General features: G+C 65.1%; 17 protein-coding genes, 1 tRNA gene and 1 rRNA gene. 9 read left to right on the forward strand and 10 right to left on the reverse strand.

Features of this window, described 5'->3' with window-relative positions; genetic code table 11:
- Window positions 1-168 precede the first annotated feature (168 nt).
- A 5S ribosomal RNA gene (gene rrf, locus BM372_RS18155) occupies window positions 169-285 on the forward strand.
- A gap of 96 nt (window positions 286-381) precedes the next feature.
- Here the strand turns inward: rrf and BM372_RS18160 are convergent.
- Window positions 382-1,158 (reverse strand): Shedu immune nuclease family protein, encoded by a 777-nt coding sequence (locus BM372_RS18160; protein WP_143111512.1) that lies wholly within the window; start codon window positions 1,156-1,158, stop codon window positions 382-384.
- Window positions 1,159-1,424: 266 nt separating this feature from the next.
- Here BM372_RS18160 and BM372_RS18165 point away from each other — a divergent pair, with 266 nt between their 5' ends.
- The gene (locus BM372_RS18165) at window positions 1,425-1,922 is read left to right on the forward strand and encodes an SRPBCC domain-containing protein (RefSeq protein WP_090956854.1); all 498 of its coding nucleotides are present in this window, start codon (window positions 1,425-1,427) and stop codon (window positions 1,920-1,922) included.
- Between the two features lie 51 nt (window positions 1,923-1,973).
- Window positions 1,974-3,344 (forward strand): FAD-binding oxidoreductase, encoded by a 1,371-nt coding sequence (locus BM372_RS18170; protein WP_090956855.1) that lies wholly within the window; start codon window positions 1,974-1,976, stop codon window positions 3,342-3,344.
- Window positions 3,345-3,385: 41 nt separating this feature from the next.
- Here BM372_RS18170 and BM372_RS18175 read toward each other — a convergent pair whose 3' ends face one another.
- The 4 genes from BM372_RS18175 to BM372_RS18190 all read right to left on the reverse strand — a co-directional run bounded on the left by BM372_RS18175 (window position 3,386) and on the right by BM372_RS18190 (window position 8,633).
- On the reverse strand, window positions 3,386-4,801 hold the full coding sequence (locus BM372_RS18175; RefSeq protein ID WP_090956953.1) for a DUF4032 domain-containing protein: 1,416 nt from the start codon (window positions 4,799-4,801) through the stop codon (window positions 3,386-3,388).
- A gap of 120 nt (window positions 4,802-4,921) precedes the next feature.
- Window positions 4,922-6,004 carry an ABC transporter ATP-binding protein gene (locus BM372_RS18180; protein ID WP_090956856.1) on the reverse strand — a complete coding sequence of 361 codons (1,083 nt, stop codon included), beginning with the start codon at window positions 6,002-6,004 and terminating at the stop codon, window positions 4,922-4,924.
- Between the two features lie 264 nt (window positions 6,005-6,268).
- Complete coding sequence (otsB, locus tag BM372_RS18185) at window positions 6,269-7,123, reverse strand: trehalose-phosphatase (RefSeq protein WP_090956857.1); 855 nt, start codon at window positions 7,121-7,123, stop codon at window positions 6,269-6,271.
- Complete coding sequence (locus tag BM372_RS18190) at window positions 7,113-8,633, reverse strand: alpha,alpha-trehalose-phosphate synthase (UDP-forming) (RefSeq protein ID WP_090956858.1); 1,521 nt, start codon at window positions 8,631-8,633, stop codon at window positions 7,113-7,115. Before BM372_RS18190 ends, otsB begins: the two co-directional genes overlap by 11 nt.
- Before the next feature lie 174 nt (window positions 8,634-8,807).
- On the opposite strand from BM372_RS18190, the gene BM372_RS18195 reads away from it, so the two are divergent.
- Both BM372_RS18195 and BM372_RS18200 read left to right on the forward strand, forming a co-directional pair.
- Window positions 8,808-9,698, forward strand: a complete 891-nt coding sequence (locus tag BM372_RS18195; RefSeq protein WP_090956859.1) for a DsbA family protein — start codon at window positions 8,808-8,810, stop codon at window positions 9,696-9,698.
- A 178-nt stretch (window positions 9,699-9,876) separates the two neighbouring features.
- Window positions 9,877-9,950: transfer RNA gene (locus tag BM372_RS18200), tRNA-Thr, on the forward strand.
- Between the two features lie 66 nt (window positions 9,951-10,016).
- On the opposite strand, the gene BM372_RS18205 is transcribed toward BM372_RS18200, so the two are convergent.
- Entirely contained in the window at window positions 10,017-10,730 is a 714-nt protein-coding gene (locus BM372_RS18205; RefSeq protein ID WP_090956860.1) for a hypothetical protein, read from the reverse strand.
- A gap of 382 nt (window positions 10,731-11,112) precedes the next feature.
- Here BM372_RS18205 and BM372_RS18210 point away from each other — a divergent pair, with 382 nt between their 5' ends.
- Window positions 11,113-12,540: an HNH endonuclease gene (locus BM372_RS18210; RefSeq protein WP_090956861.1), complete on the forward strand. Its 1,428-nt coding sequence runs from the start codon at window positions 11,113-11,115 to the stop codon at window positions 12,538-12,540.
- 89 nt (window positions 12,541-12,629) lie between these two features.
- Here BM372_RS18210 and treS read toward each other — a convergent pair whose 3' ends face one another.
- Window positions 12,630-14,903 (reverse strand): maltose alpha-D-glucosyltransferase, encoded by a 2,274-nt coding sequence (treS, locus tag BM372_RS18215; RefSeq protein ID WP_090956862.1) that lies wholly within the window; start codon window positions 14,901-14,903, stop codon window positions 12,630-12,632.
- 160 nt (window positions 14,904-15,063) lie between these two features.
- Between treS and BM372_RS18220 the strand changes: the two genes are divergently transcribed.
- Window positions 15,064-15,624 carry a hypothetical protein gene (locus BM372_RS18220; RefSeq protein ID WP_090956863.1) on the forward strand — a complete coding sequence of 187 codons (561 nt, stop codon included), beginning with the start codon at window positions 15,064-15,066 and terminating at the stop codon, window positions 15,622-15,624.
- Window positions 15,625-15,741: 117 nt separating this feature from the next.
- Here the strand turns inward: BM372_RS18220 and BM372_RS18225 are convergent, their stop codons facing one another.
- From BM372_RS18225 to BM372_RS18235, 3 genes are read right to left on the reverse strand one after another with little or no spacing between them, the layout of a single operon-like run.
- Window positions 15,742-17,325 carry an APC family permease gene (locus tag BM372_RS18225; protein WP_090956864.1) on the reverse strand — a complete coding sequence of 528 codons (1,584 nt, stop codon included), beginning with the start codon at window positions 17,323-17,325 and terminating at the stop codon, window positions 15,742-15,744.
- On the reverse strand, window positions 17,322-18,365 hold the full coding sequence (locus BM372_RS18230; protein ID WP_090956865.1) for an agmatine deiminase family protein: 1,044 nt from the start codon (window positions 18,363-18,365) through the stop codon (window positions 17,322-17,324). Before BM372_RS18230 ends, BM372_RS18225 begins: the two co-directional genes overlap by 4 nt.
- Complete coding sequence (locus BM372_RS18235; protein ID WP_090956866.1) at window positions 18,362-19,417, reverse strand: nitrilase-related carbon-nitrogen hydrolase; 1,056 nt, start codon at window positions 19,415-19,417, stop codon at window positions 18,362-18,364. Before BM372_RS18235 ends, BM372_RS18230 begins: the two co-directional genes overlap by 4 nt.
- A 220-nt stretch (window positions 19,418-19,637) precedes the next feature.
- Between BM372_RS18235 and BM372_RS18240 the strand changes: the two genes are divergently transcribed.
- Together BM372_RS18240 and BM372_RS18245 are read left to right on the forward strand one after the other, a co-directional pair.
- Entirely contained in the window at window positions 19,638-20,126 is a 489-nt protein-coding gene (locus BM372_RS18240) for a GyrI-like domain-containing protein (RefSeq protein ID WP_090956867.1), read from the forward strand.
- Window positions 20,127-20,287: 161 nt separating this feature from the next.
- A complete protein-coding gene (locus BM372_RS18245; RefSeq protein WP_090956868.1) occupies window positions 20,288-20,590 on the forward strand; it encodes a DUF4193 domain-containing protein in 303 nt (100 codons plus the stop codon).
- The last annotated feature ends 207 nt before the right edge of the window (window positions 20,591-20,797 follow it).

The raw sequence follows: 20,797 nt of genomic DNA on the forward strand, positions 1-20,797 counted from the left end.
GGGGCGGGTACAAAGAAACAAGACTGCTTGCGTCCACTATGTGGTTCCCAAACAACAAACCCCCCACAAGGGCACTGTTGCACAGGAACCAAACCACAACCGAATAACGTGTTGTAACACCACAGATTTCCCCGCCACACCCCAGGGTGCCGGCGGCGGAGCAAGGGTTACGGCGGTCATAGCGCGGGGGAAACGCCCGGTCCCATTCCGAACCCGGAAGCTAAGACCCGCAGCGCCGATGGTACTGCACCCGGGAGGGTGTGGGAGAGTAGGTCACCGCCGGAACACCATTCAGGTCGAGGACCCCAACCACCAGGTTGGGGTCCTCCCGCATTTAACCCCTAAAATGCCTTCACAGCGCTGGCAAGGGCCTGCATGGCCTCACCCGCGACTCACTCTACCGACAAACCAGGAATAGCCGCTTTCCTTCAGCATCGTCTGCAGCGCGAGGAGCCGATCCAGCACCTCATCGAACGTGATGACCTCGATGCCGTGGAGCCCGTTGCGGTAACGCACAAAGGAATCCTTCCGGAGTTGGTCCATGGCACCGAGTGTTCCTGCGATCACGGCTCCGGTAACCACCTTTGTGTCGAGCGGGCCAGCCCCGGGCGTGCGGCGGGCGATTTGCTCAAAGTCGGTGCGCGCGGATTCCATTTGTGCTTGGAGCTGTGCAATGGCCCCGGACAGCTCTTTGTCGGGAGGGTAGACCTCCGCGCTGGACGCTCCGCGGTACTTGTTTTTGGCCACAAGCGCCGCCGAGGGCGTTTTGATCTCAACGAGGACCATGCTGCGGGTCAAGGTATTGAACAAGACAAAGTCGGCGATTTGGCTGCCGGCCCCCTTCATATCCGGTGATCGTACATGCACCTGCTCCCCGTAGAAGGCCACGGGCGCGGCGAAGATCTGCTTCAAGGCGAATGTGTTGGCTTTAAAGAATTGCTGCCAAGCGGCCTCATTCTTGGCGCCATTTCCCGTCAAGTTCTTTCTGAAAGTCTCGATGAGGACATCCAGTGTCACCAGCTGTAGGTCCTCGCGTAGCTTGCCAAAGGCTTGAGGTTGTTCCGTCGCTATCTGTTTCGACTCTGCCGGCATGCGTGCCACGAGCGTAGCCCGCTCACTAGCATTGACAGGCTTGCCGTCTGCGAGGGCACGGATCATGACCTGGATCTGGCCACGCTTGCCGAGCCCGCTTAGTTGAACCGCCGCCGCCACAGCCTATGCCGGCTCCCCACCCCGCCCCTCCGTCATCCTCTCGCGTCTGCGCCGAACATCTGCCCGAATTGGGCTCGTTGTTCATCACTGATATCCCCCCGCTCAGCCAGCTGTCCCCAACGATGGGATCTTACTGGGGCGGGCGTTACTGCCGCGTTACGGCCCCATCTGGTCTCCCTCGCCAACCCGGCGCGCAGGTAGAGTTGTTGCCCATGGACAACCTCTTTAGCCATGCTCCAGCCGGCACTCCGGAACCTGACCCGGCCGACGAACTTGTTCCGGTCGTCGCCAGCGTCGTGGTCCCTGGCGGGGTCGCGCGGGCCTTCATGGGTTTTACCGAGCACACGCACCTGTGGTGGCCGCTGGAGGACCGCAGCGTCTACGGGGCCGGGTCCTACGTGGAGTTCGAGGAGAGCCTGATCCTGGAGACCGCCGACGACGGTCGAACGGCTGTCTGGGGATCGATTGACGACTGGCGGCCCCCGCTGTCGTTCCACGCCAGCTGGCATCCTGGAACCACCGCCATGTGGTCCACCGAGCTCCGGGTCGCGTTCAAGGCCGTAGCCGACGGAACAGAGCTCCGGCTGGTTCACAGCGGCTGGGAAGGCGCCGAGGATCCCGCTGCAGCCCGGGCTGACTACGCGGCCGGTTGGCCCCGCGTCCTGGAGCGCTTCGTGCGGTTCATGGGCGCCGGCGCCGGCACCCAGTAAGCCTGAGCCGCCCTTAGACTGGGAGTCGGATTCGATCGAACTGGAGACCGCATGCGCAGCATCACCGACGAGCTGACCTCTGCCTTGGGCCCGGCCAAAGTCGTCGTGGACCCCGCCACCCTGGCCGCCTATGCCGTGGACCAGGCGCCTGTTCTGGACTACCAGCTCCCGCAGGCCGTAGTCCTCGCCGAATCGGTTGACGACGTCCAGGCTACCGTGCGCGCCTGCGCCGCCCGCGGCGTCGCGCTCGTGGCGCGCGGGGCTGGCACCGGCGTCTCCGGAGGCGCGCACGCGAGCGAGGGCTGCGTGGTGCTTTCCCTCGAGCGAATGAACCACATCCTGGACCTCAACCCGGACGACGAGACCGCCGTCGTCGAACCCGGCGTCATCAACGCGGACCTTAACGCCGCCGCGGCAGTGCATGGCCTCATGTACGCCCCGGACCCGGCGAGCTTCAAGATGTCCACTATCGGGGGCAACGTGGCTACCAATGCCGGCGGGCTGCGCTGCGCAAAATACGGGGTGACCCGGGATTCCGTCCTTGCCCTCGACGTCGTGCTCGCCGACGGTTCCCTGATCCACACCGGCCATCAGACGTTCAAAGGCGTCGCCGGCTACGACCTCACCGGGCTGTTCGTCGGTTCGGAGGGGACTCTGGGGATCGTCGTCGGCGTGACGGTGCGGCTGAAGTACCTGCCGCGCGAAGTGCACACCATCGCGGCCTTCTACCCGGACTTCCGCAGCGCCGCGGCCGGCGTCCTCGCCGTCGGCAGGGCACGCGTGCAGCCGTCGATCATGGAATTGCTCGACGGCGGCTCGCTCGTCCAGCTGGACGACATCCACGGCTCGGACTTGGCCGTGCGGGGGGCGTCTTTGCTGCTGATCCAGACCGACGGTTTCGGCGCGGCGGCCGAGGCTGCGGCCATCCGGCCGGTCCTGGCAGCCGGGGGAGCGGTGGTGACCATGGAGGCCGACGCCGAAGCCGAACGGCTTGTCGAGCTGCGGCGTCACAGCCGCGGTACCGAGGTGGATGACGAATACCGGGTGGGCGAGGACGTGGCCGTGCCCCGGTCGCGGTTGGTGGACTACGTCGCAGAACTCGAGAACATATCCGCCGCGCACCGGGTCCAGCTCAAGGTCGTGGCCCACGCCGGCGACGGCAACCTGCACCCCACCTTCTGGGTCGAGCGGGCGGACAATGCCGTGGACGCCGACGCCATGGCCCGCCTTGGCGCAGCACTGGACAAGTCCATTACCGTGGCCCTGGCCATGGGCGGCACCATCACCGGTGAGCACGGGATCGGACAGTACAAGCTGCGCTGGCTTGGCCTGGAGCAAAAGGAACCGGTGCGCGAACTCCAGCGCCGGGTCAAGGAACTCTTCGACCCGGCCGGAATCCTGAACCCCGGCAAGGCGATTTAACTCGCCCGTGCCTTGACCAGCGTTTCGGTGACTCGGTGGGGTTAGTCGTCGGAGTCGGGGTATTCCTCGATCGATTCGTCGGCGCCGTAGCGTGACTCCTCGGTTTCGACCTCGAGGATCTTCAGCAGCCCCGTATCCGGGTTGAGCATGATCGCTGCCTCGTCCCGGCGGTGGCGGAGCTCGTTGTCGATGTAGGACTGGACGGCCTCGGCCAGGGGAATGTGCCGGTTCTCCGCCTCGGACACGTACCAGCGGTGCTCCAGGACCTCATGCACGGCCTCGGCGGGCTCAAGTTTGCCGGACAGGTCCCGCGGGATGGCACGCACGATCGGCTCGAAGATCTGGCTGACCCACAAGTGAGCGCTGTATTCCTCGTCCATGCCCGGGTTGTTGTCGGCCCGGAACGAGTCCATGTCGTTCAGGAGCCGGCGGGCCTGGTTCTCCTGGGCGTCCAGGCCGGTCAGGCGCAGCAGCCGGCGCTGGTGGTGCCCGGCGTCGACCACCTTGGGCTGCAGCTGGATGGTGGACCCGTTCTGCGTGGTCTTGATGGCGTATTCCTCGACGTCGAAACCCAGCTCGTTGAGCCGCCGGATGCGGGCGGCCACCCGCCAGCGTTCGCCGATCTCAAAGGACTCTTTGGCCGTCAGCTCGGTCCAGAGCCTCCGATAGCTGTCCATGATGAGCTCGCTGGTGGCGACGGGATCGACCTTTTCCTCGATCAGGCCGCCGTCGAGCAGGTCCATGAGTTCCCCGGCGATGTTGACCCGGGCGATTTCGAGGTCGTACTCACGCTGACCGGTGGACAGGTCCGGGTACAGCTCGCCTGTTTCGGCGTCCACAAGGTAGGCGGCAAAGGCGCCGGCGTCGCGGCGGAACAGCGTATTGGAGAGTGAGACGTCGCCCCAGTAGAAGCCGATCAGGTGCAGCCGGACGAGCAGCAGCGCCTGGGCATCGATGAGACGGGTCAGGGTGTCCTTGCGCAGCATCTGGGAGAAGAGCGCACGGTACGGCATGGAGAACTTCAGGTGCCGGGTGACCAGCACGGGATTCAGTGGCCGGCCCTCCGGCGTGGTGCGCCCGGTGATGACGGCCACCGGCTCAACGCAGGGCACGTCCAGCCGGGCGAGCTTGCGGAGCATGTGGTACTCGTGGCGCGCGATGTGCTCCGAGGTTTCCTTGATGGCGATGACCGACCCGCCCAGGTGGGCGAAGCGCACAATGTGCCGCGAGATGCCGCGGGGGAGCGCCGCCAAATACTCGGCCGGCCAGTCCTCGAGGGCGATGTGCCACGGCAGGTCCAGGAGTTCCGGCTCAGTGGCGGCGGCCGTGATGCTCAGCGAACTGGACACCATCGAGGCCTTGTCGTTGGCGCTGGCGGCCTGGTACCGGGGCAGCTTCCCAATCTGACCGTAGTCGGTGGGCTCGTCGTGCCACTGGGCACTGTTTTCCTCGGTCATGGGGTTTTCCTCGGTCATGAATCAATTCTTCCGCATATGAACGTCCCTGCCTAAAGGGAAGTAGTTAAAGGCCGACGGCGGCCCTCCGCTGGGAGGACCGCCGCCGGGTGGAACGTGGGACTAGTCGCCGAGGCGCAGACCGGTCTTGGTGTCGAACAGGTGCACGTGGCCTGACTGCGGGCGGACCCAGATCGAGTCACCCTTCATCGGGGGGCGGCGGCCGTCGACGCGGGCCACGATGTCGTGGCTCTGGCCGTCGAGGGTGGTGTGGCCGTAGACGTAGGCGTCGGCGCCGAGTTCTTCGACGACGTCGACCTCTACCTGCAGGCCCTCGCCCTGTGCCACCGTCTCAAGGTCTTCGGGGCGGGAGCCGAGGGTCACTGTCTGGCCGTGGGCCTCTTCGAGGACGTTGCGGGGCACGGGGTAGACGGTTCCGCCGAACTGCACGCCGCCGTCGACCACCGGCAGTTCCAGCAGGTTCATGGCGGGGGAGCCGATGAAGCCGGCCACGAAGACATTCTTCGGCCGGTCGTAGAGGTTGCGCGGGGTGTCGACCTGCATCAGCAGGCCGTCCTTCAGCACGGCGACGCGGTCGCCCATGGTCATTGCCTCGACCTGGTCGTGGGTCACGTAGACCGTGGTGACGCCGAGGCGGCGGGTCAGGGACGCGATCTGGGTGCGGGTCTGCACGCGCAGCTTGGCATCGAGGTTGGAAAGCGGCTCGTCCATGAGGAAGACCTGCGGGTTACGCACGATGGCGCGGCCCATGGCGACGCGCTGGCGCTGGCCGCCGGAGAGTGCCTTCGGTTTGCGGTCGAGGTAGGGCTCGAGGTCGAGCAGCTTGGCAGCTTCGCGGACGCGCTCGGCGCGCTCTTCCTTGCTGACGCCGGCGATCTTCAGCGCGAAGCCCATGTTGTCCGCCACAGTCATGTGCGGGTACAGGGCGTAGTTCTGGAACACCATGGCGATGTCGCGGTCCTTCGGCGGAACGTCCGTGACGTCACGGTCGCCGATGAGGATGCGGCCGGAATTGACGTCCTCAAGACCTGCAAGCATGCGCAGGGAGGTCGACTTTCCGCAGCCGGAGGGTCCAACGAGGACCAGGAATTCGCCATCGGCGATGTCGATGTTGAGCTTGTCGACGGCGGGCTTTTCGGTGCCCGGGTACAGACGTGTTGCGTTATCAAAAGTAACTGTAGCCACAGTTATCAATCCCTTCACCGGCAGGTACGTGCCGGACGATCCGTAGTGAATGGTCGTTTTGTTCAGTTGGTAATTTAATTATGGGATTCACACGCGTACTCCTCGGCCGAAGCCGAGGAGTACCAGTGACGCCGCACGGTAGCTGTGCGCCACATCACATACAGAGTATGTCAGATTTACAGCATTTGGGCCAAAATGTTACGAGAGTCACATGTGAGAGTGGCCACTCGGCACTGCTTCGCGGGCCGCCGGGACGGCTGCTGATCAGTTCCCAAGCGCGCGTTTGCGCTCCCGCAGGAGGGCTTCGAGCAGTTCGCAAACGTGGACCGGCGACTCCACCCGGAACTCCGCTTGGGTGAAATCAAGCCCGACCTTTACGCCCAGATCCCCCGTGACCAGGGTGCCCAAGGCGTCCTCGTCGGTGGTGTCGTCTCCGGCGAAGGCCACGGCCGTGGCTCCGGTGGCCTGCCGCAGGAAGGCAACGCCCTCCCCCTTGGATGCGTGGACCACCGAAGTCTCCAGAACACGGTTGCCGGTCTTCAGGAATACACTGCTGCGGTCCTGCAGCACCGCCCGGGCCGCGGCGACGGCGTCTTCGGCAACGTCGTCATCCGCGAGCCGCGTGTGCAGGACGACGCCGGCCGGCTTGTCTTCCAGGAGGGTCCCGGGAGCCTGGTCCACGATGCCGGCGAGCTCTTGGCGGATTTCTGCCAGGAGTTCCCGCTGTGCATCGTCAAGCTGCAGCTCGGTGGAACCGGGACCCATCCAGGCCTCGGCTCCGTGGCTGCCGATCAACAGCGTGTTTTCAGGAGGGGAGGCGACGGCGCGCAGGCTCTCCAGCGCCCGGCCGGAGATGAGCGCCGTCGTCGTGCGCGGAAGTGCTGCCAGTTCGGCGAAAGCAGCCGCCGCGCGGGGGAGGGGCCGGGCGTCGTCCGCATGGTCCACGAGCGGGGACATGGTGCCGTCGAAGTCCATCGCCACGAGCAGGTGCTCGGTGCCGGCGACGCGGCGCACCGCGGCCAGGAGCTCCGGAGATAGAGAGAGCCGGGCGGTGCCTGAGTCGTTGGTGCCCGGCTGGTTGGTGCCGGGGTTGTTGGTGCCGGCAGCCTCAGGAGTCATCGCGCACCACCTTTTCGGCCAGTGCCGCCAGGAAGTCCGAGGACCAGAGGTCGACGTCGTGATCGAGAATCTGTTTGCGCATGGCCCGCATGCGTCGCGACGCCTCGCCCGGCTGCATATTGACCGCCCTCATAATCGTGTCCTTGAGTCCGTCGATGTCGTGCGGGTTCATGAGCAGGGCCTGCTTGAGCTGGTCCGCGGCGCCGGCAAATTCACTGAGCACCAGCGCGCCGTCGTTGTTCTTGCGGGCGGTGACATATTCCTTGGCCACGAGGTTCATGCCGTCGCGCAGGGCGGTGACCAACATGACGTCCGCGGCCAGGTACAGGGACACCATCTCCTCGATGGGGTAGCTGTGGTGCAGATAGCGGACGGCGGTGCTCTCCATGGTGTCGAAGGTGCCGTTAATGTGGCCCACGGTGCCCTCGACCTCCTCGCGGAGCAGGCGGTACTGTTCCACGCGTTCCCGGCTGGGGCTGGCAACCTGGATCAGGGTCGCGTCCTTCACGGTGAGCTTGCCGTCCTGCAGGAGTTCCTCGTAGGCCTTGAGCCGGTGCCGGATGCCTTTGGTGTAGTCGAGCCGGTCGACGCCGAGCAGGATGGTCTTCGGGTTGCCGAGGTCCCGCCGGATCTGCTCGGCGCGCTCGATGACGTCGGGCCGCTTTGCCAGCTCGGTGATCTGCTTGACGTCGATGGAGATGGGAAAGGCCTGGGCCCGGGCAATGTGGGTGGTTTGCCCGTCGGAGCCCTTGACGTGGACCTGCTGCTGCTTGACGCTGGCGCCCAGGAAGCGCCGGGCCGAGCGCATGAAGTTCCCGGCGTCGCTGCTGCGCTGGAAGCCCACCAGGTCCGCGCCCAGGAGGCCGTCGATAATGGCGCGGCGCCACGGGAGCTGGGCAAAGATTTCCGGCGGCGGGAAGGGGATGTGGTTGAAGAACCCGATTTTCAGGTCCGGCCGGGCCTCCCGGAGCATCTTCGGGACGAGCTGGAGCTGGTAGTCCTGCACCCAGACGGTGGCGCCCTCGGCCGCGTTGCCGATGACGGCGTCGGCGAACCGCCGGTTGACCCGGCGGTAGGCGTCCCACCAGGTGCGGTGGAACTCCGGCGGGGCAATGACGTCGTGGTAGAGCGGCCACAGGGTGGCATTGGAGAAGCCCTCGTAGAAAAGCTCGATGTCGTCCGCGCTCAGCTGGACCGGGATAAGGTCGATGCCGCCGTGGCTGAAGGGCTCCACGGTCTCGTCGGGCGCGCCGTGCCAGCCCACCCAGGCGCCGTCGGTCTTGGTCATCATCGGCGCCAAGGCCGTCACGAGCCCGCCGGGGGAGCGGCGCCAGCCGTCCTCACAGCCGGTGTCCTCGGCGGAACAGCGGTCCACGGGCAGCCGGTTGGACACGACGATGAAGTCGAAATGATCGCGCTCCCCGGCACCGCTCGCGGCGCTCCCGGTGCCCGTCCGCTCAGCCTTCGTGGTCTTTCCTGCGCTGTGGTCGGCGCTGTCAGAATCTTCCATTGGTGCCCCCTGGGGTCGCTCGTGGCTCTCCATCAACCCTAGCCGGACGGAATCTTACGGGCCATTCGTCCGTTGGGCAGGCGGGGGAAACTTGAAAGCGCAAGTTCTCGGGTTTCTCCTCTAAAATAATGAAATTGCCACTGACCATCCCTGGCCGATCGACCCGAGGAACGAATGAGCCCCGCAAATGAACCCCGACAGTCTAAGGCAGAGCGCACAGCCGCGGCGCGCGAGAAAGCCCGTGAAATCCGCGAGGCGCAGCTGAAAAAGGACAAGCGCAACAAGCTGCTGATCGGCTGGGGCATTGTTGCCGCCGTCGTTGCCATCATTGTGATCGTGGCGCTGGTTGTCACCTCCAACATCAAGAACAACGCCCCGGTTGCCGACGAGGGCCCGACGCCGGCCAACGGCAACGTCCACGGCGGTGTCACGCTGCTGGCGAACACCGCGGTCGCCAAGACTGATCCCGCCACGGTGAAGCTGTCGGACCTGCCTGCCGCGCCGGCCACGCCGCCGACGACGGTCACGGCCCCGGGCGCCGAGGCTGAGGCCGGCAAGCCGGTCAAGGTGGTCCTCTACATCGACTTCATCTGCCCCGTCTGCAAGAACTTCGAGGCGCAGTACAACCAGACCCTCACCAAGCTGCGCAACGAGGGCAAGATCAGCGTGGAGTACCGCCCGCTCGGCTTCCTCGACAGCCGCTCCACCACGAACTACTCCTCCCGCGCCGCCAACGCCGCAGCCTGCGTGGTGAATGAATCCCCGGAGAAGTACTCGGACTTCGTCGACGCGCTGTTCGCGAAGCAGCCGGCCGAAGGCAGTGCCGGGCTTTCCGATAACGAGCTGAAGACGATGGCTACCGACGTCGGGGCCAAGAGCATCGATAAGTGCGTCGATGACAAGACGTACCGCCCGTGGGTCAAGCACACCACCCAGGAAGCCTCGGCGATCGGCGTGACCGGCACGCCCACCGTGTTCGTCGAGGGCAAGCAGTGGGGCGTCGGCGACAGCGCCCAGACCCCGTTCGACCAGTACCTGCAGGCCGCGGTCGACGCCAAGAAGTGACGGCGCACGTCGCGGACGCTGTTGGCCCGGCCCCGGATTTTCCGGGGCCGGGCCTTCGGTTTTCTGGGCAGTGGCGTTGCGCGTTTTTCTCACCGGCCCTCGGTGGGCTAACCTTGTCTAGCGTCCTGATATCCGCCTCATTTTGGGGTTTTCGTTTCGATGTTCAGGTAGCTGGCACGCCTCCTTAGCTCAGTTGGCCAGAGCACCGCTCTTGTAAAGCGGGGGTCGTCGGTTCGAATCCGACAGGGGGCTCTAAGAGGGCCTTGGACCGCGGTTAGCCGACTCCGCCCAGTTGATTGGCGCCCCCTTAGCGGAGCCTCAGGGCAGGTCGATATTCGTCAGCTCTGACCGTTTGCCGCTTGCTTCCTCGGTAAGGACCAGCGAGCTGACTTGGGGGCAGTAGTACTTGTGCTCCCGCGAATTGAGCTCCAGTGGCGTCCAGTCGTCCACTTGGACGCAGTCCGTGAAGGTCCCCATTTTCGTCGTGACGGTCTGGCCCGTGGCAATGGTGTCCCGCATGTCTTCCGCATGCCCCAGGTAGTACTCCTGCCTGTACGTGTCGCCAACGCGCTGTTCGGCCTTCATCCAGATGCCGGCCTTTGCCCCGTCCTGTCCGTGGATAAAGCTGCCCGAGTGGCTCTGCAGTTTCCCGTCCTTATAGTTGTCCACGTCCTCGCCGAAATACCACACATCGCCGTTCTTGTGCTGCGCCAGGTAGTCCCTGGTTTCCTCGACCAGTTGCCCGTTCTGGAATTCCTTGTCGAGATAGATGACCGTTTCGACGCCCTCAATGACCCGCGTCTCCCGCAGGATTTCGATTTCGATCCTGTCGGCGCCAGCCTCATAGGTCATTTTCTTGCCGACCGGTAGGGCGAAGTACTTGTTGGTTATTTTCGTCGAGAAATCGGCAGGGTTGATCTGCGGATTGTAGTCAGAGGCTGTGCTTCTCAAATTGCTGATGTAAAAAAATGCCGCCCCACCAGCGACCAGCAACAGGACGATAATCCCCAATATTATGGTTCTTGCCTTCATATCCCGTCCCACTCCTCGCTGAGTAGAAACTCTGTGCAGGCCTCAAGCACCGTGGCTTGCCCGGCCCACAGGAGAAATGTAGTCCAGTCGGGCCTCCGGCGACAGAGACCATAGCAACGTCCTCAGCTGTGCCTTCAGCCACAGAGTGGGCGACGCGGATGCCGATGTCGGCGACGCCGGCGGCAGTCGCCGCGTCGAGCGATGGCCGCCGGCGGCTTTGCCGATGTGTGCGGAGAACCGCCGGTGCGGTGACTTTGCCGGTGCGGTGACTTTAATGTCCGACCCTCCCCCTAGATTGGAACTATCGGAAGCAGGAGACACGTAAGACGGAGACATGCAAGACGGAGACGCGTAAGACCGAGACACGGAAGGAGGCAGAGGCGTGGAGGTCAAGGCATTCGTGACGGATGACGATGCATGGGTTCCGGCTGCCGTCTTCACCGACCGGGAGGATTCACTGCTGGTCGGCACTGTGAGCTTTCCGCTCGCCTCCTTCCTCACGGCCGACGGGGCACTCCGCATGGCGGAGTCGGCCGACCGACTCATCGCCTGGGCAACGGCCATGAAACTGCGCGGCATGGCCCGGGTTGAAGAAGCGATCCGTGAAGAATCTCCCCGACGGAAAGAGAACCAGCCGGTACGGTTTGGCGGGGACGAAGTTCATGCGCTTGCTGTTGCCGAAGTGTCCACGACCTGTGCCCTCTCTGAGGGCACCGCGGCACGCTTTCTGAATGATGCCGCGGATTTGACTACCTCCCAGTGGCAAGTCCTTGAGGCTCTTGAGGTGGGGGAGATCTCCGATGCCCAGGCCCGGGTCATTCTCGAACAGGCCCGCTCCCTCCCTGCCGAAGAGGCCGAAAAATTCTCCACGGTGGCCCTGTTGCGCACGCAGACGCGGCAAGGCCGCCGCCGCACTCCCTCCGAGTTGCGTGCATGCCTGCGGCGGCTGCGCGAGTGCCTTCACCCTGAGAGCCTCGCGGCCCGAAAGGCCTCTGCCCAGCGTGAGCGCGGGGTTTGGTTTTCCGCTGAGCCGGACGGCATGTGCACACTCAGCGCACGTCTTGCAGCGGAAGTCGGGATGGCCATCTTTAACGGGCTCGATCGCGATGCCCGGCAGGCGAGTGCAAGTGCTGCAGATCTCAGAGCCCTTCCTGGGTCCTGCGACGGGCCCGATTCCCCTTCCGCTGAGGATCACCGCACTCTGTCGGAACTTCGCGCTGATGCCCTTGCCCACCGTCTTTTGGGCGGATTTGATGGGCCGGATGCCGGAGCATTCCGCGCCGAAGTTGTCGTGACCATTCCCGTCGGACTTGTCCTCGGTAGCGGCGCCGAGAGCGCCGGGACACTCGCCGCGGCGGAGCTCGGAGGCTACGGCCCGCTCGATGCTCCCACGGCCCGACGCTTGGCGGCCCTTTCGCCCACCTGGCACCGGCTTTTCATTGACTGCACCAGCGGTCAGGCCTTAGGCGTGGGCCGCACGGCCTACCGTCCGCCGAAGGCGCTGCGCCGGTACTTGTATTGCCGTGACGGGACCTGTCGATTCCCGGGATGCACCCGTCAGGCCAAGGCCTGCGAACCCGACCACACCATCGAGTGGCAGGACGGTGGAACCACCGACGCCGGCAACCTTGCGATGCTCTGCCGAAAGCACCACGCACTGAAGTCCGTCGGCGCCTGGACCTATAGGCAGTCGTCCCCAACCGGCGACCTTATGTGGCGTTCGCCTCTGGGCCGGGACTACAGCACCGAAGCGGTTGACTTCGGTACAGACCTCTTCCCGCTGCAGCGACCAGATCCTCCGCCCTTCTAGGGCGCCCCCGAATGTCGCCCCGTTCGCCCCGTCGCCCCGTTCGCGGCGCTCACAGCTGTCGGGGTCTAACCAAGCTGGCTGGAGGGACTTTACTCGGAACGGTCACCCTCTTCGGACAGAAGCAGGGCCGTCCCTTGGTAGGCGGGCAGTTCGAGGAAGAAGCTGTGCAAGTCATCCACCTGCCCAACTGCTGCCCCGGTGAACAGGTCTTGCACGTTCGCGCCGGCCGGCAGGTGGCTTGATTGAATGCTCCCCGCTATGTCCTGGCCGGAGAAATTCAGTGCGGTGACCTGGAGCGCACCGTTCCCCAGCCGGGTGACCATGACCAGCAGGCCACGGTGGGAAACGTCCGGAACATCGAGCAGAGCACCTGTGGCTATTCCGTTCTCCTCGCGCACGGCCAGAATCCGCTGGAGGCGCCTGGCGAAAGAGGCGGGATTCTCGAGCTGCTGGGGGAGTGATCCGTAGAGGCTGCGGGCGCGCGGCATGCCGGCCGAGGAAGCTTCCGCATCCGGGCTGGTGCCCATGATGTCGTGTGCTCCGCGGTTGATCCAGCGGGTGTCACCCTGGGCGGTAAGTTCTTCGACACTTTCGCGGTCAAGGGCTGTAATGCCGGCGAGGTCCCAGCCGGAAAGCGCGAAGACGCCGGGCTGGAGGGCGTTGTACATCACTAGGAGCATGTGGACATCCAGGACCTGCGCCTCCATCTCCGGTGTCATTGCGTCCGGATCCTGAACTCCCAGCGCCGCCATAATGAAGCTCACCGTCGTGCAGGCAATGCCGTTCGTCGTGAACACGGCGTTGTATGGCGCGTTCTCGCCGGTCAGACGCTCCCGCAGAGTCTGTTGAACCTGTTCGGCGAGCTGCGCCCCGGTGAGTTCCATCCCGTTGAGTTCGAATACTTCGTCCTTGTGCCCGGCGGCGAAGTGCATGAGCTCATAGGTGAGTTCGTCGTGATTTTGCAGCGCGTGTACCAGTGAAGCCTGGTCGACGCCGATCTCCATCGATAGGCGGAGTGTTAGCCGCAATAGTTCGGTATCGGCGGTGACCAGCGCGTAATGGTACGCGGGCCGTGTGATGAAGTCATAGGAAAGGTCAGGGCCCGATTCGGAGGTCATCTTGATGTCGTCGATGGTCAGGTTCAGCTCTTGGAAGGAGAACCCGCCAACCTTGCGGATCATAGATCCGATGAGCTGGTTGGCAGCCTCGGACAACGGATGGCCCTCAGACCACCCCGGCTGCTCTTCGGCGCTCTTTTCCACACCGAGGAAGCCATTGGCGTCCAGCCTTAGCGCTCCGGTGCCCAGGTCAACCAATGAATGCAGAGCGTCGCCGACCACCAGGCGCATTCCGGCGAAGGTGGGATCCAGCCAGTTGATCGACGGCTGGCCGGCCTTGAAGTAGTGCAGGTAGACCCAGCGGCGGGTTTTGCCGGCGGTGTCAACAACCGGTCGGGTTGCGCTCCAGTTGGTTTCTTTGACGCCGGGTTCATAGAAGATGACCCGCTGCAACCGGCCAATGATGTACCCGGCCCGTTGCAACGCCTGTTCGGAGTCGGGACTTAGATTGACCGAATCCTCCCCTTCGGGGACGTCAGGCAGTAGATGCCAGTCCTCTTCGGGGATATCGATCATGTGATAAATGCCCGGGTAGTCCCGGAAATTCATTTCGGCAAGGCGGAAGTCTGCGCCCTTCCCTGTGTGGCCGGGAACGATGTCATCGATGACGGTTCCGCCATGGTCTGCGGCGATATGGCACATCCGGCGGAATTCATCCTCGGTGCCGAACACCGGATCAATCGCCATGCTGATCCTGTCAAAGTGTCCGTCTACGCTCGGTGTCTGAGACCAGCCGCTGATCCCTCCGGCGAGTTTGACGGGCCCGGTGTGAAGTCCCCTGATTCCAATCTCCCGGAAGGCAGCCCACATCTCAGGGTCGCCCAAAGCAGAAAGGAAGGACTGGCCGGGGCGGGTGATGAAGGACAGGGGATAAGCGGTAAACCACACCGGCGCGCGCTCAACGGCCGCCCTGGGATTTGGATGTGCGTAGGAGTTCTGCCACATACTGGCCTGCCCCGAAAGTTGACGGGCCAGCACGTTGGCGTCTCCCAGCATTGCTTGATTACGCAGCCACTCGACGTACGCCGCGTTGCGCCCGTCAAACTCAAAAGAGGGCTTGGCGGCAAAGAACTGGCGTCTGCGGGCCACCGGCCTCAGGGCCTTGGGGCGGGCTGGATAAAATTGCTCGTCGTAATTGATATCCGGTTCCACTGCTGATTCGACGGCCGCCGAATCGTAGGCTTCACCCTCACCGGAAACGCTGTCCGATCCAGAAATGTGCTCGCTGGTGCTCGATTCCCGCATGGAGTCCTCTTTCTTCAGGTTGTTCCCATGGTGTCATGCACGATCCCAAGTTCCTCGTACCCGTGTGCACCTGAACTATTCGCACGCCCCGGACGACCGCTCTGTGGACACCCGGGCTGGGATCCGAGGTGCCGTCGGTGCCCCGGCTTAGGCTGATCCCGTGAACCCCACACAGCCTCCAGTTCCCGTCGACGTCGTCGGGCTGTCCGGCCCCGCCGAGTGGTGGCAAGTTCTAGGCGCCCTCGGCCCACTGGCGATCCTGCTCAGTGGCCTCGTGGCCGCCCTCATTAGCTACCTTGTTTTGCGGCAGCGGACCAACGCCGATGCCCTGGAGCTCATCCAGAAGACTAGGGCCGACAGCCGGGCCGAATGGTGGAGGCGGACTCAATGGGCACTGGACCGTGCGCTCGAGCAGGATGAAGACATCAAAGCACTGGGCCTGGGGGCACTAGCCGTCCTCGCCCAGAGTGAGCTCGCCAGCGCAGAAGAGCTTGAACTGCTCGACATTGCGTGGAAGGCCGTCAATGGCGAAGGGCCCGACGGCGCCGTGGCAAGGGAGCGCAGGGACGCGGCTGCTCCGCGCCGCACCATGAGCCCTCCCTCTGCTGCCTCAGAACACCGGGTCCAAGTGGCGGCCGCCAAGCTGCGTGTCGTCCTGGACGAACGCCTCGGACGGCCGACGCCGACCAAGACCAAGGCACTTTCCAGAGCGGAGTTCTGATCGCGCGCAGGTGAAGTAAAGACGCCCATTTGAAGTAAAGATGCGAAAGACGAGCGGCCCTGGTTCCCAGGAATCCCGGGAGCAGGGCCGCTCGTCCAGCGTGGTAGCAGCCGGTGGCTACTCCGGAACCACCAAGGCCGGAGTGTCCTGCCGGATGGTTTCGCCGCGGAAGAAGCCTGGTTGCAGTTTCGCCGTCACCAGCATCACCACGACGCCCAGGGCGAGGATGCCGACACCCAGGATGAAGACCAGGCCCACGCCGAACACTTCCGAGCCGCTGCCGAACTCCGGTGCCCAGCTGTCCACTGCCGTCTGGATGAAGACCACGGTGAGGACCACGCCGCCCAGTACGGGGAACAGCAGCCGCAGAAAGAAGTTGCGGAGGCTGGAGAACAGGCTGTGCCGGAAGTACCACGTGCAGGCGAATGCGGTGAGGCCGTAGTAGAAGCAGATCATCAGGCCCAGTGCCAGGATGGTGTCATTGAGGACGTTCTCGCTGACCACCTTCATGACGGCGTAGAAGCCGCCGGAGATCACGCCCGCGACCACGGTGGCATAGCCGGGGGAGCCGAAGCGCTTGCTGACCGACGCGAAGCGCGGCGGCAGGGCACCGTAGTGACCCATCGCCAGCAGGCTGCGGGCCGGCGAAGCCATGGTGGACTGCAGCGACGAGGCGGTGCCGGAGAGCACGGCGAGCGACATCAGGATGGCCAGCGAACCCATCACGGGCGAAGCCAGTGCGGCGAAGATATTCGACTGGTTGTCCGGGTTGTTCAGACCGATGCCGTCGGCGCCGGTCCCGGCCACCATCATGGTAGCCACGATCACGACGAGGTAGAGGGCCAGAACGGTGACCGCCGTCGTCGTTCCCGCCTTGCCCGCGGTGCCCCTGCCGCCCTTGGTTTCCTCGTTCACGGTCAGGCACACGTCCCAGCCCCAGTAGACGAAGACGGCCAGTGACATTCCGGCGGTGAACTGCTCGAAGCTCTCGATCTTGGCGGGGTTAAACCAGTCCCAGCTGAACGCGAGGGACGGGCCGGCGTCACCGGACGCTGCGTGCGTGAGCGCCATGACGATGAAGACGCCCAGGACCAGGACCTGGAATCCGACCATGCTGTACTGCACGAGCTTGGTCGCGTGCAGGCCCCGGTAGCTGACCCAGACGGCGAGAGCCACGAACACGAGGCAGGTAACGATGTTAAGAGCCGTGTTGGAGGTCAGGTCCGCGAGCTCTGGGTTGTTGAACACCTGGGCGAGGAAGAGGTAAAAGAAGTCCACCGCCACGCCGGCCAGGTTGGACAGCACGATGATGTTCGCGGCGAGCAGACCCCAGCCGCCCATCCACCCGACGAACGGGCCGAACGCCTTCGTGGCCCAGGTGAACGTGGTGCCGCTGTCCGGGGAGTCGGCGTTGAGCTCCCGGTAGGCGAATGCCACCAGGATCATGGGAATGAACGCGACAATGAAGATCGCGGGCAGCTGCACGCCCACGGCACCCACTGCCGGCCCGAGTGAGCTGGTGAGGCTGTAGGCCGGTGCCACGGACGAAATGCCGAGGACGACGACGGCGAGCAGGCCCAGCTGGCCGCCCTTGAGCCCCTTGCCGGTGATGCCGTGTTTGGAGCCGGCCGGATCGACGACATCGTGGCCGGCGGCGCCGAGGGCGGTGTTGCCGTCTTTGCGGCCGATTGTTTGACTCATGGCTGACCTGTCTTCCGGGAGGCGGACGGTTGCTGTTGGGTGATGCAGTGGATGCCGCCGCCGCGGGCGAAGAGCTCGCGGGCGTCGACGCCGACCACTGTGCGGCCGGGGTAGGCGTCGCCGAGGATGCGCAACGCTTTTTCGTCCATCGGGTCGCCGAAGGTGCAGGCAATGACGCCCCCGTTGACCACTAGATGGTTGATGTAGCTGTAATCGACGAAGCCGTCCTCGTCCCGCAGGATTTCCGGGGCGGGGACCTCGATGATGTTCCATTCGCGGCCGGCCGCGTCCCGGGTGGTGGCGAGGTGGCTGATGATGTCCCGGCTGACGTCGAAATCGGGGTGTGCCGGGTTCTGCTGGGAATGGACCAGCAAGGTGCCCGGTGACGGGATGGCCGCGACGATGTCGACGTGGCCGCGCGTGCCGAGCCGTTCCGAATCCCGGGTCAGCCCGCGGGGAAGCCAGACGACGTGGCTGGCACCGATGGCCCGGGCCAGTTCCGCCTCGACGTCGGCCTTGCTGAGCCCGGGGTTGCGTCCCGGATCCAGCTGCACGGTCTCGGTGACGAGCACCGTGCCTTCGCCGTCCACGTGGATGCCGCCGCCCTCGTTCACCAGCGGTGACACGATGTGGCTGGCCCCCGAGCGGGCCGCGACGGCCGCTGCCACGAGGGAGTCCTTGTCCCAGACGGCCCAGTCCTGGCCGCCCCAGCCGTTGAACACCCAGTCCACGGCGCCCAGCCGGCCGGCGTCGTCCAGGACGAACGTGGGGCCGATGTCCCGCATCCACGCGTCGTTGAGGGCGGCAGGAACCACCTCGACCTCGGAGTGGAGGTAGCGGGCGGCGGTCCCGACGTCGTCGGGGGCCACCAGCATGGTGACCGGCTCGAATTCGACGACGGCGTTCGCGACGGCGGCCCAGACGGAGCGCGCGGCGTGGGCTTCTGCCGCGGTCTCGCCCAGGGTGTAGCCGCCGGTGGGGAACGCCATCCAGACGCGGTCCTGGGGCGCCGTTTCGGAGGGCATCCGCCACGTGTTCATGCGGTGGCCTTCTGCGCGGTGGCCTTCTGCGCTGTGGCCTTGTAGGCATTGGCGCCGAGCGGGGCGTCCGGGCGCACGGGCTCGGTCAGCCGTGCATAGGTGTCAGGGCGGCGCGTGGCCAGGAAGGGGAAGAGCGTGAGCCAGTCCCGGCGGTGGTCGAGGTCGAGGTCGGCGACGATCACGGCGGATTGGTCCCGCGGTGCCTGGGCGAGGATCCGGCCGTAGGGGTCGGAGATGAAGGAGGAGCCGTAGAAGTTCAGCGTGCCTTCGCTGCCCCAGCGGTTCGGGACCACCATGAAGAGGCCGTTGGCAATGCCGTTGCCCACGATGACCTGCTGCCACAGCGGCTGGGTGTCGAAGTCCGGGTGGTCCGGCTCGGAGCCGATGGCGGTGGGGTAGACCAGGAGTTCTGCCCCGCCGAGGGAGTAGATCCGCGCCAGTTCGGGGAACCATTCATCCCAGCAGGTGGGCATGCCCAGCTTTGCCCCGCCGAGTTCAACGGGGGAGTGGATTTCGTAGGCGTCCTCCGTGTCCGGGCCCTGGCGGAAGAACTTGTCCTCGTAGTAGCCGGCCGTTACCGGGATGTGCAGCTTGTGGGTGCGTCCCAGCAGTTCGCCGTCGGGGGACACCAGAATGGCAGTGTTCAGGCCCAGGCCGTCGTCGGCACCGTCCGGGTTATCCGCCTTCTGGTACAGCGAGGCGTGGACGCAGACGCCGTGGCGCCGGGCCGCGTCGGCCGCGAAACGGAACGTGGGCCCGGTGAACAGGTCTTCGGCGATGTCCGAGGGCCGGGGGCGTGTGGCGCCTCCGTGGTCAAGGTCGTTTTCGGGCAGCGTGTCCGCCGGGTAGCGGGACAGCGTGAGTTCGGGCAGGAAGACGACGGCGGCTCCCAGCCGGGCGGCCCGCGCGATGCCGTCGTCGAGTTCGGTACGCAGGGCAGCGGCGTCCGGCTGCCAGCGGTGCTGCACGACGGCGACCCGCAGCGCCGGGCGGGTCGACGGTTTGGTCCGGGCGGGGGAGGGCGGGCTATCGAGGGCGGTGATTTCGATCATGGCTACTCCAGTGAGACGGGCATCACATAAATGAATGGTGTTCATTTAGTATTGGGGTGACGGCGGTCCGGAGGCAAGACCCAATATGAATAAAGTTCATTTATTTTTCGCCGTGGTCTGCCAGCGGCCTCACGCGGGTGCAAAGCCGGCCTGCGCGAGGCCGCCGGGCGCGGGCCGTTAGCCTCTAGACCGGGAAGGGGACGCGGCAGACGCTGGGCCTATGGATGAGGGGAATGCGGGTCCGGCCCGGGAGATCACGCGCGCCCAGCTCACGGAGAAGCCGACGGCGGTGGTGCGCGAGACTGTTCCGCTGAATGCATTGCGGGCCTTTTTCGATCGGGCCTTCGGTGCCGTGATGGGCGTGGTACAGGAGCAGCATGCCGAGTTGGCCGGGCCCCCGTTCGCGCTTTACCGCGGGACGCCGACCGACGTCGTCGACGTGGAAGCCGGGTTCCCCTTGGCCGCGCCGGTCATGGGCGGGGCCGACGCGACCGTCATTGCCGGCGTCCTCCCCGCGGGCCCGGCGTATGAGGCGCTGCACGCCGGGCCTTATGGGTCCCTGCAGCAGACCTACGCCGCGATCCTGGCACGGATGCGCAAGGACGGAGTCAGCCCGGCGGAAGCGATGTGGGAGTACTACCTCAACGACCCCGGCGCCGAGCCGGATCCGGCAAAATGGCAGACCCTGGTGGTTTGGCCGGTTGCCTGAGTTGGCGGTCTGATTGTCCGCTTCCCGCGGGGCTCGCGCGGCACCGGAGACTCATTGTGTCTGATTGGCCACACTATTCTTCAACTCCCTGCATAATGTCCTAAACTGCTTCACTGAGGTGCCTGAAATGGCGCTGCGCAGCAACGAAAGTGAACCCCGATATGGCTACCGATTACGACGCCCCACGCAAGACAGAAGAAGAATCTCCCGCTGAGTCGCTGGAGGCCCTGCAGGCGTCCCGTGGCGGCGGCGCGCAGACTGCTGTGATCGACGTCGATGAGAACGACACCGCGGAAGGCATCGATCTGCCGGGTGCGGATCTGTCCGGCGAAGAGCTGACCGTCATTGTTGTTCCCGAGCAGTCCGATGAATTCACCTGTTCCTCCTGCTTCCTGGTCCGTCACCGGTCCCAGGTCGCCCGGGAAAAGAACGGCATGAAGTACTGCCGCGATTGCGAAGGCTAAAAGCTTCCGCCTCGAAGCGCCGGACCCGCCAGGGTGCCGGCGCTTTGTGCTTTCCTGCCCGGCCGGCGTCGGCGCCGCCGCAGGCCCCGGCGCCGCCCGGTGTGTTATCTGTTCGTGAAAGAAGATCGCGAAACGTCTCCGGGAAATCTGTCCGTGACCGGCAACGGGCCACTTTAACAGTTGGGCGCCGAAACGGCTGCGGGCCTC

This window comes from Arthrobacter sp. ov118 (assembly GCF_900116495.1).
Lineage (GTDB): Bacteria > Actinomycetota > Actinomycetes > Actinomycetales > Micrococcaceae > Arthrobacter.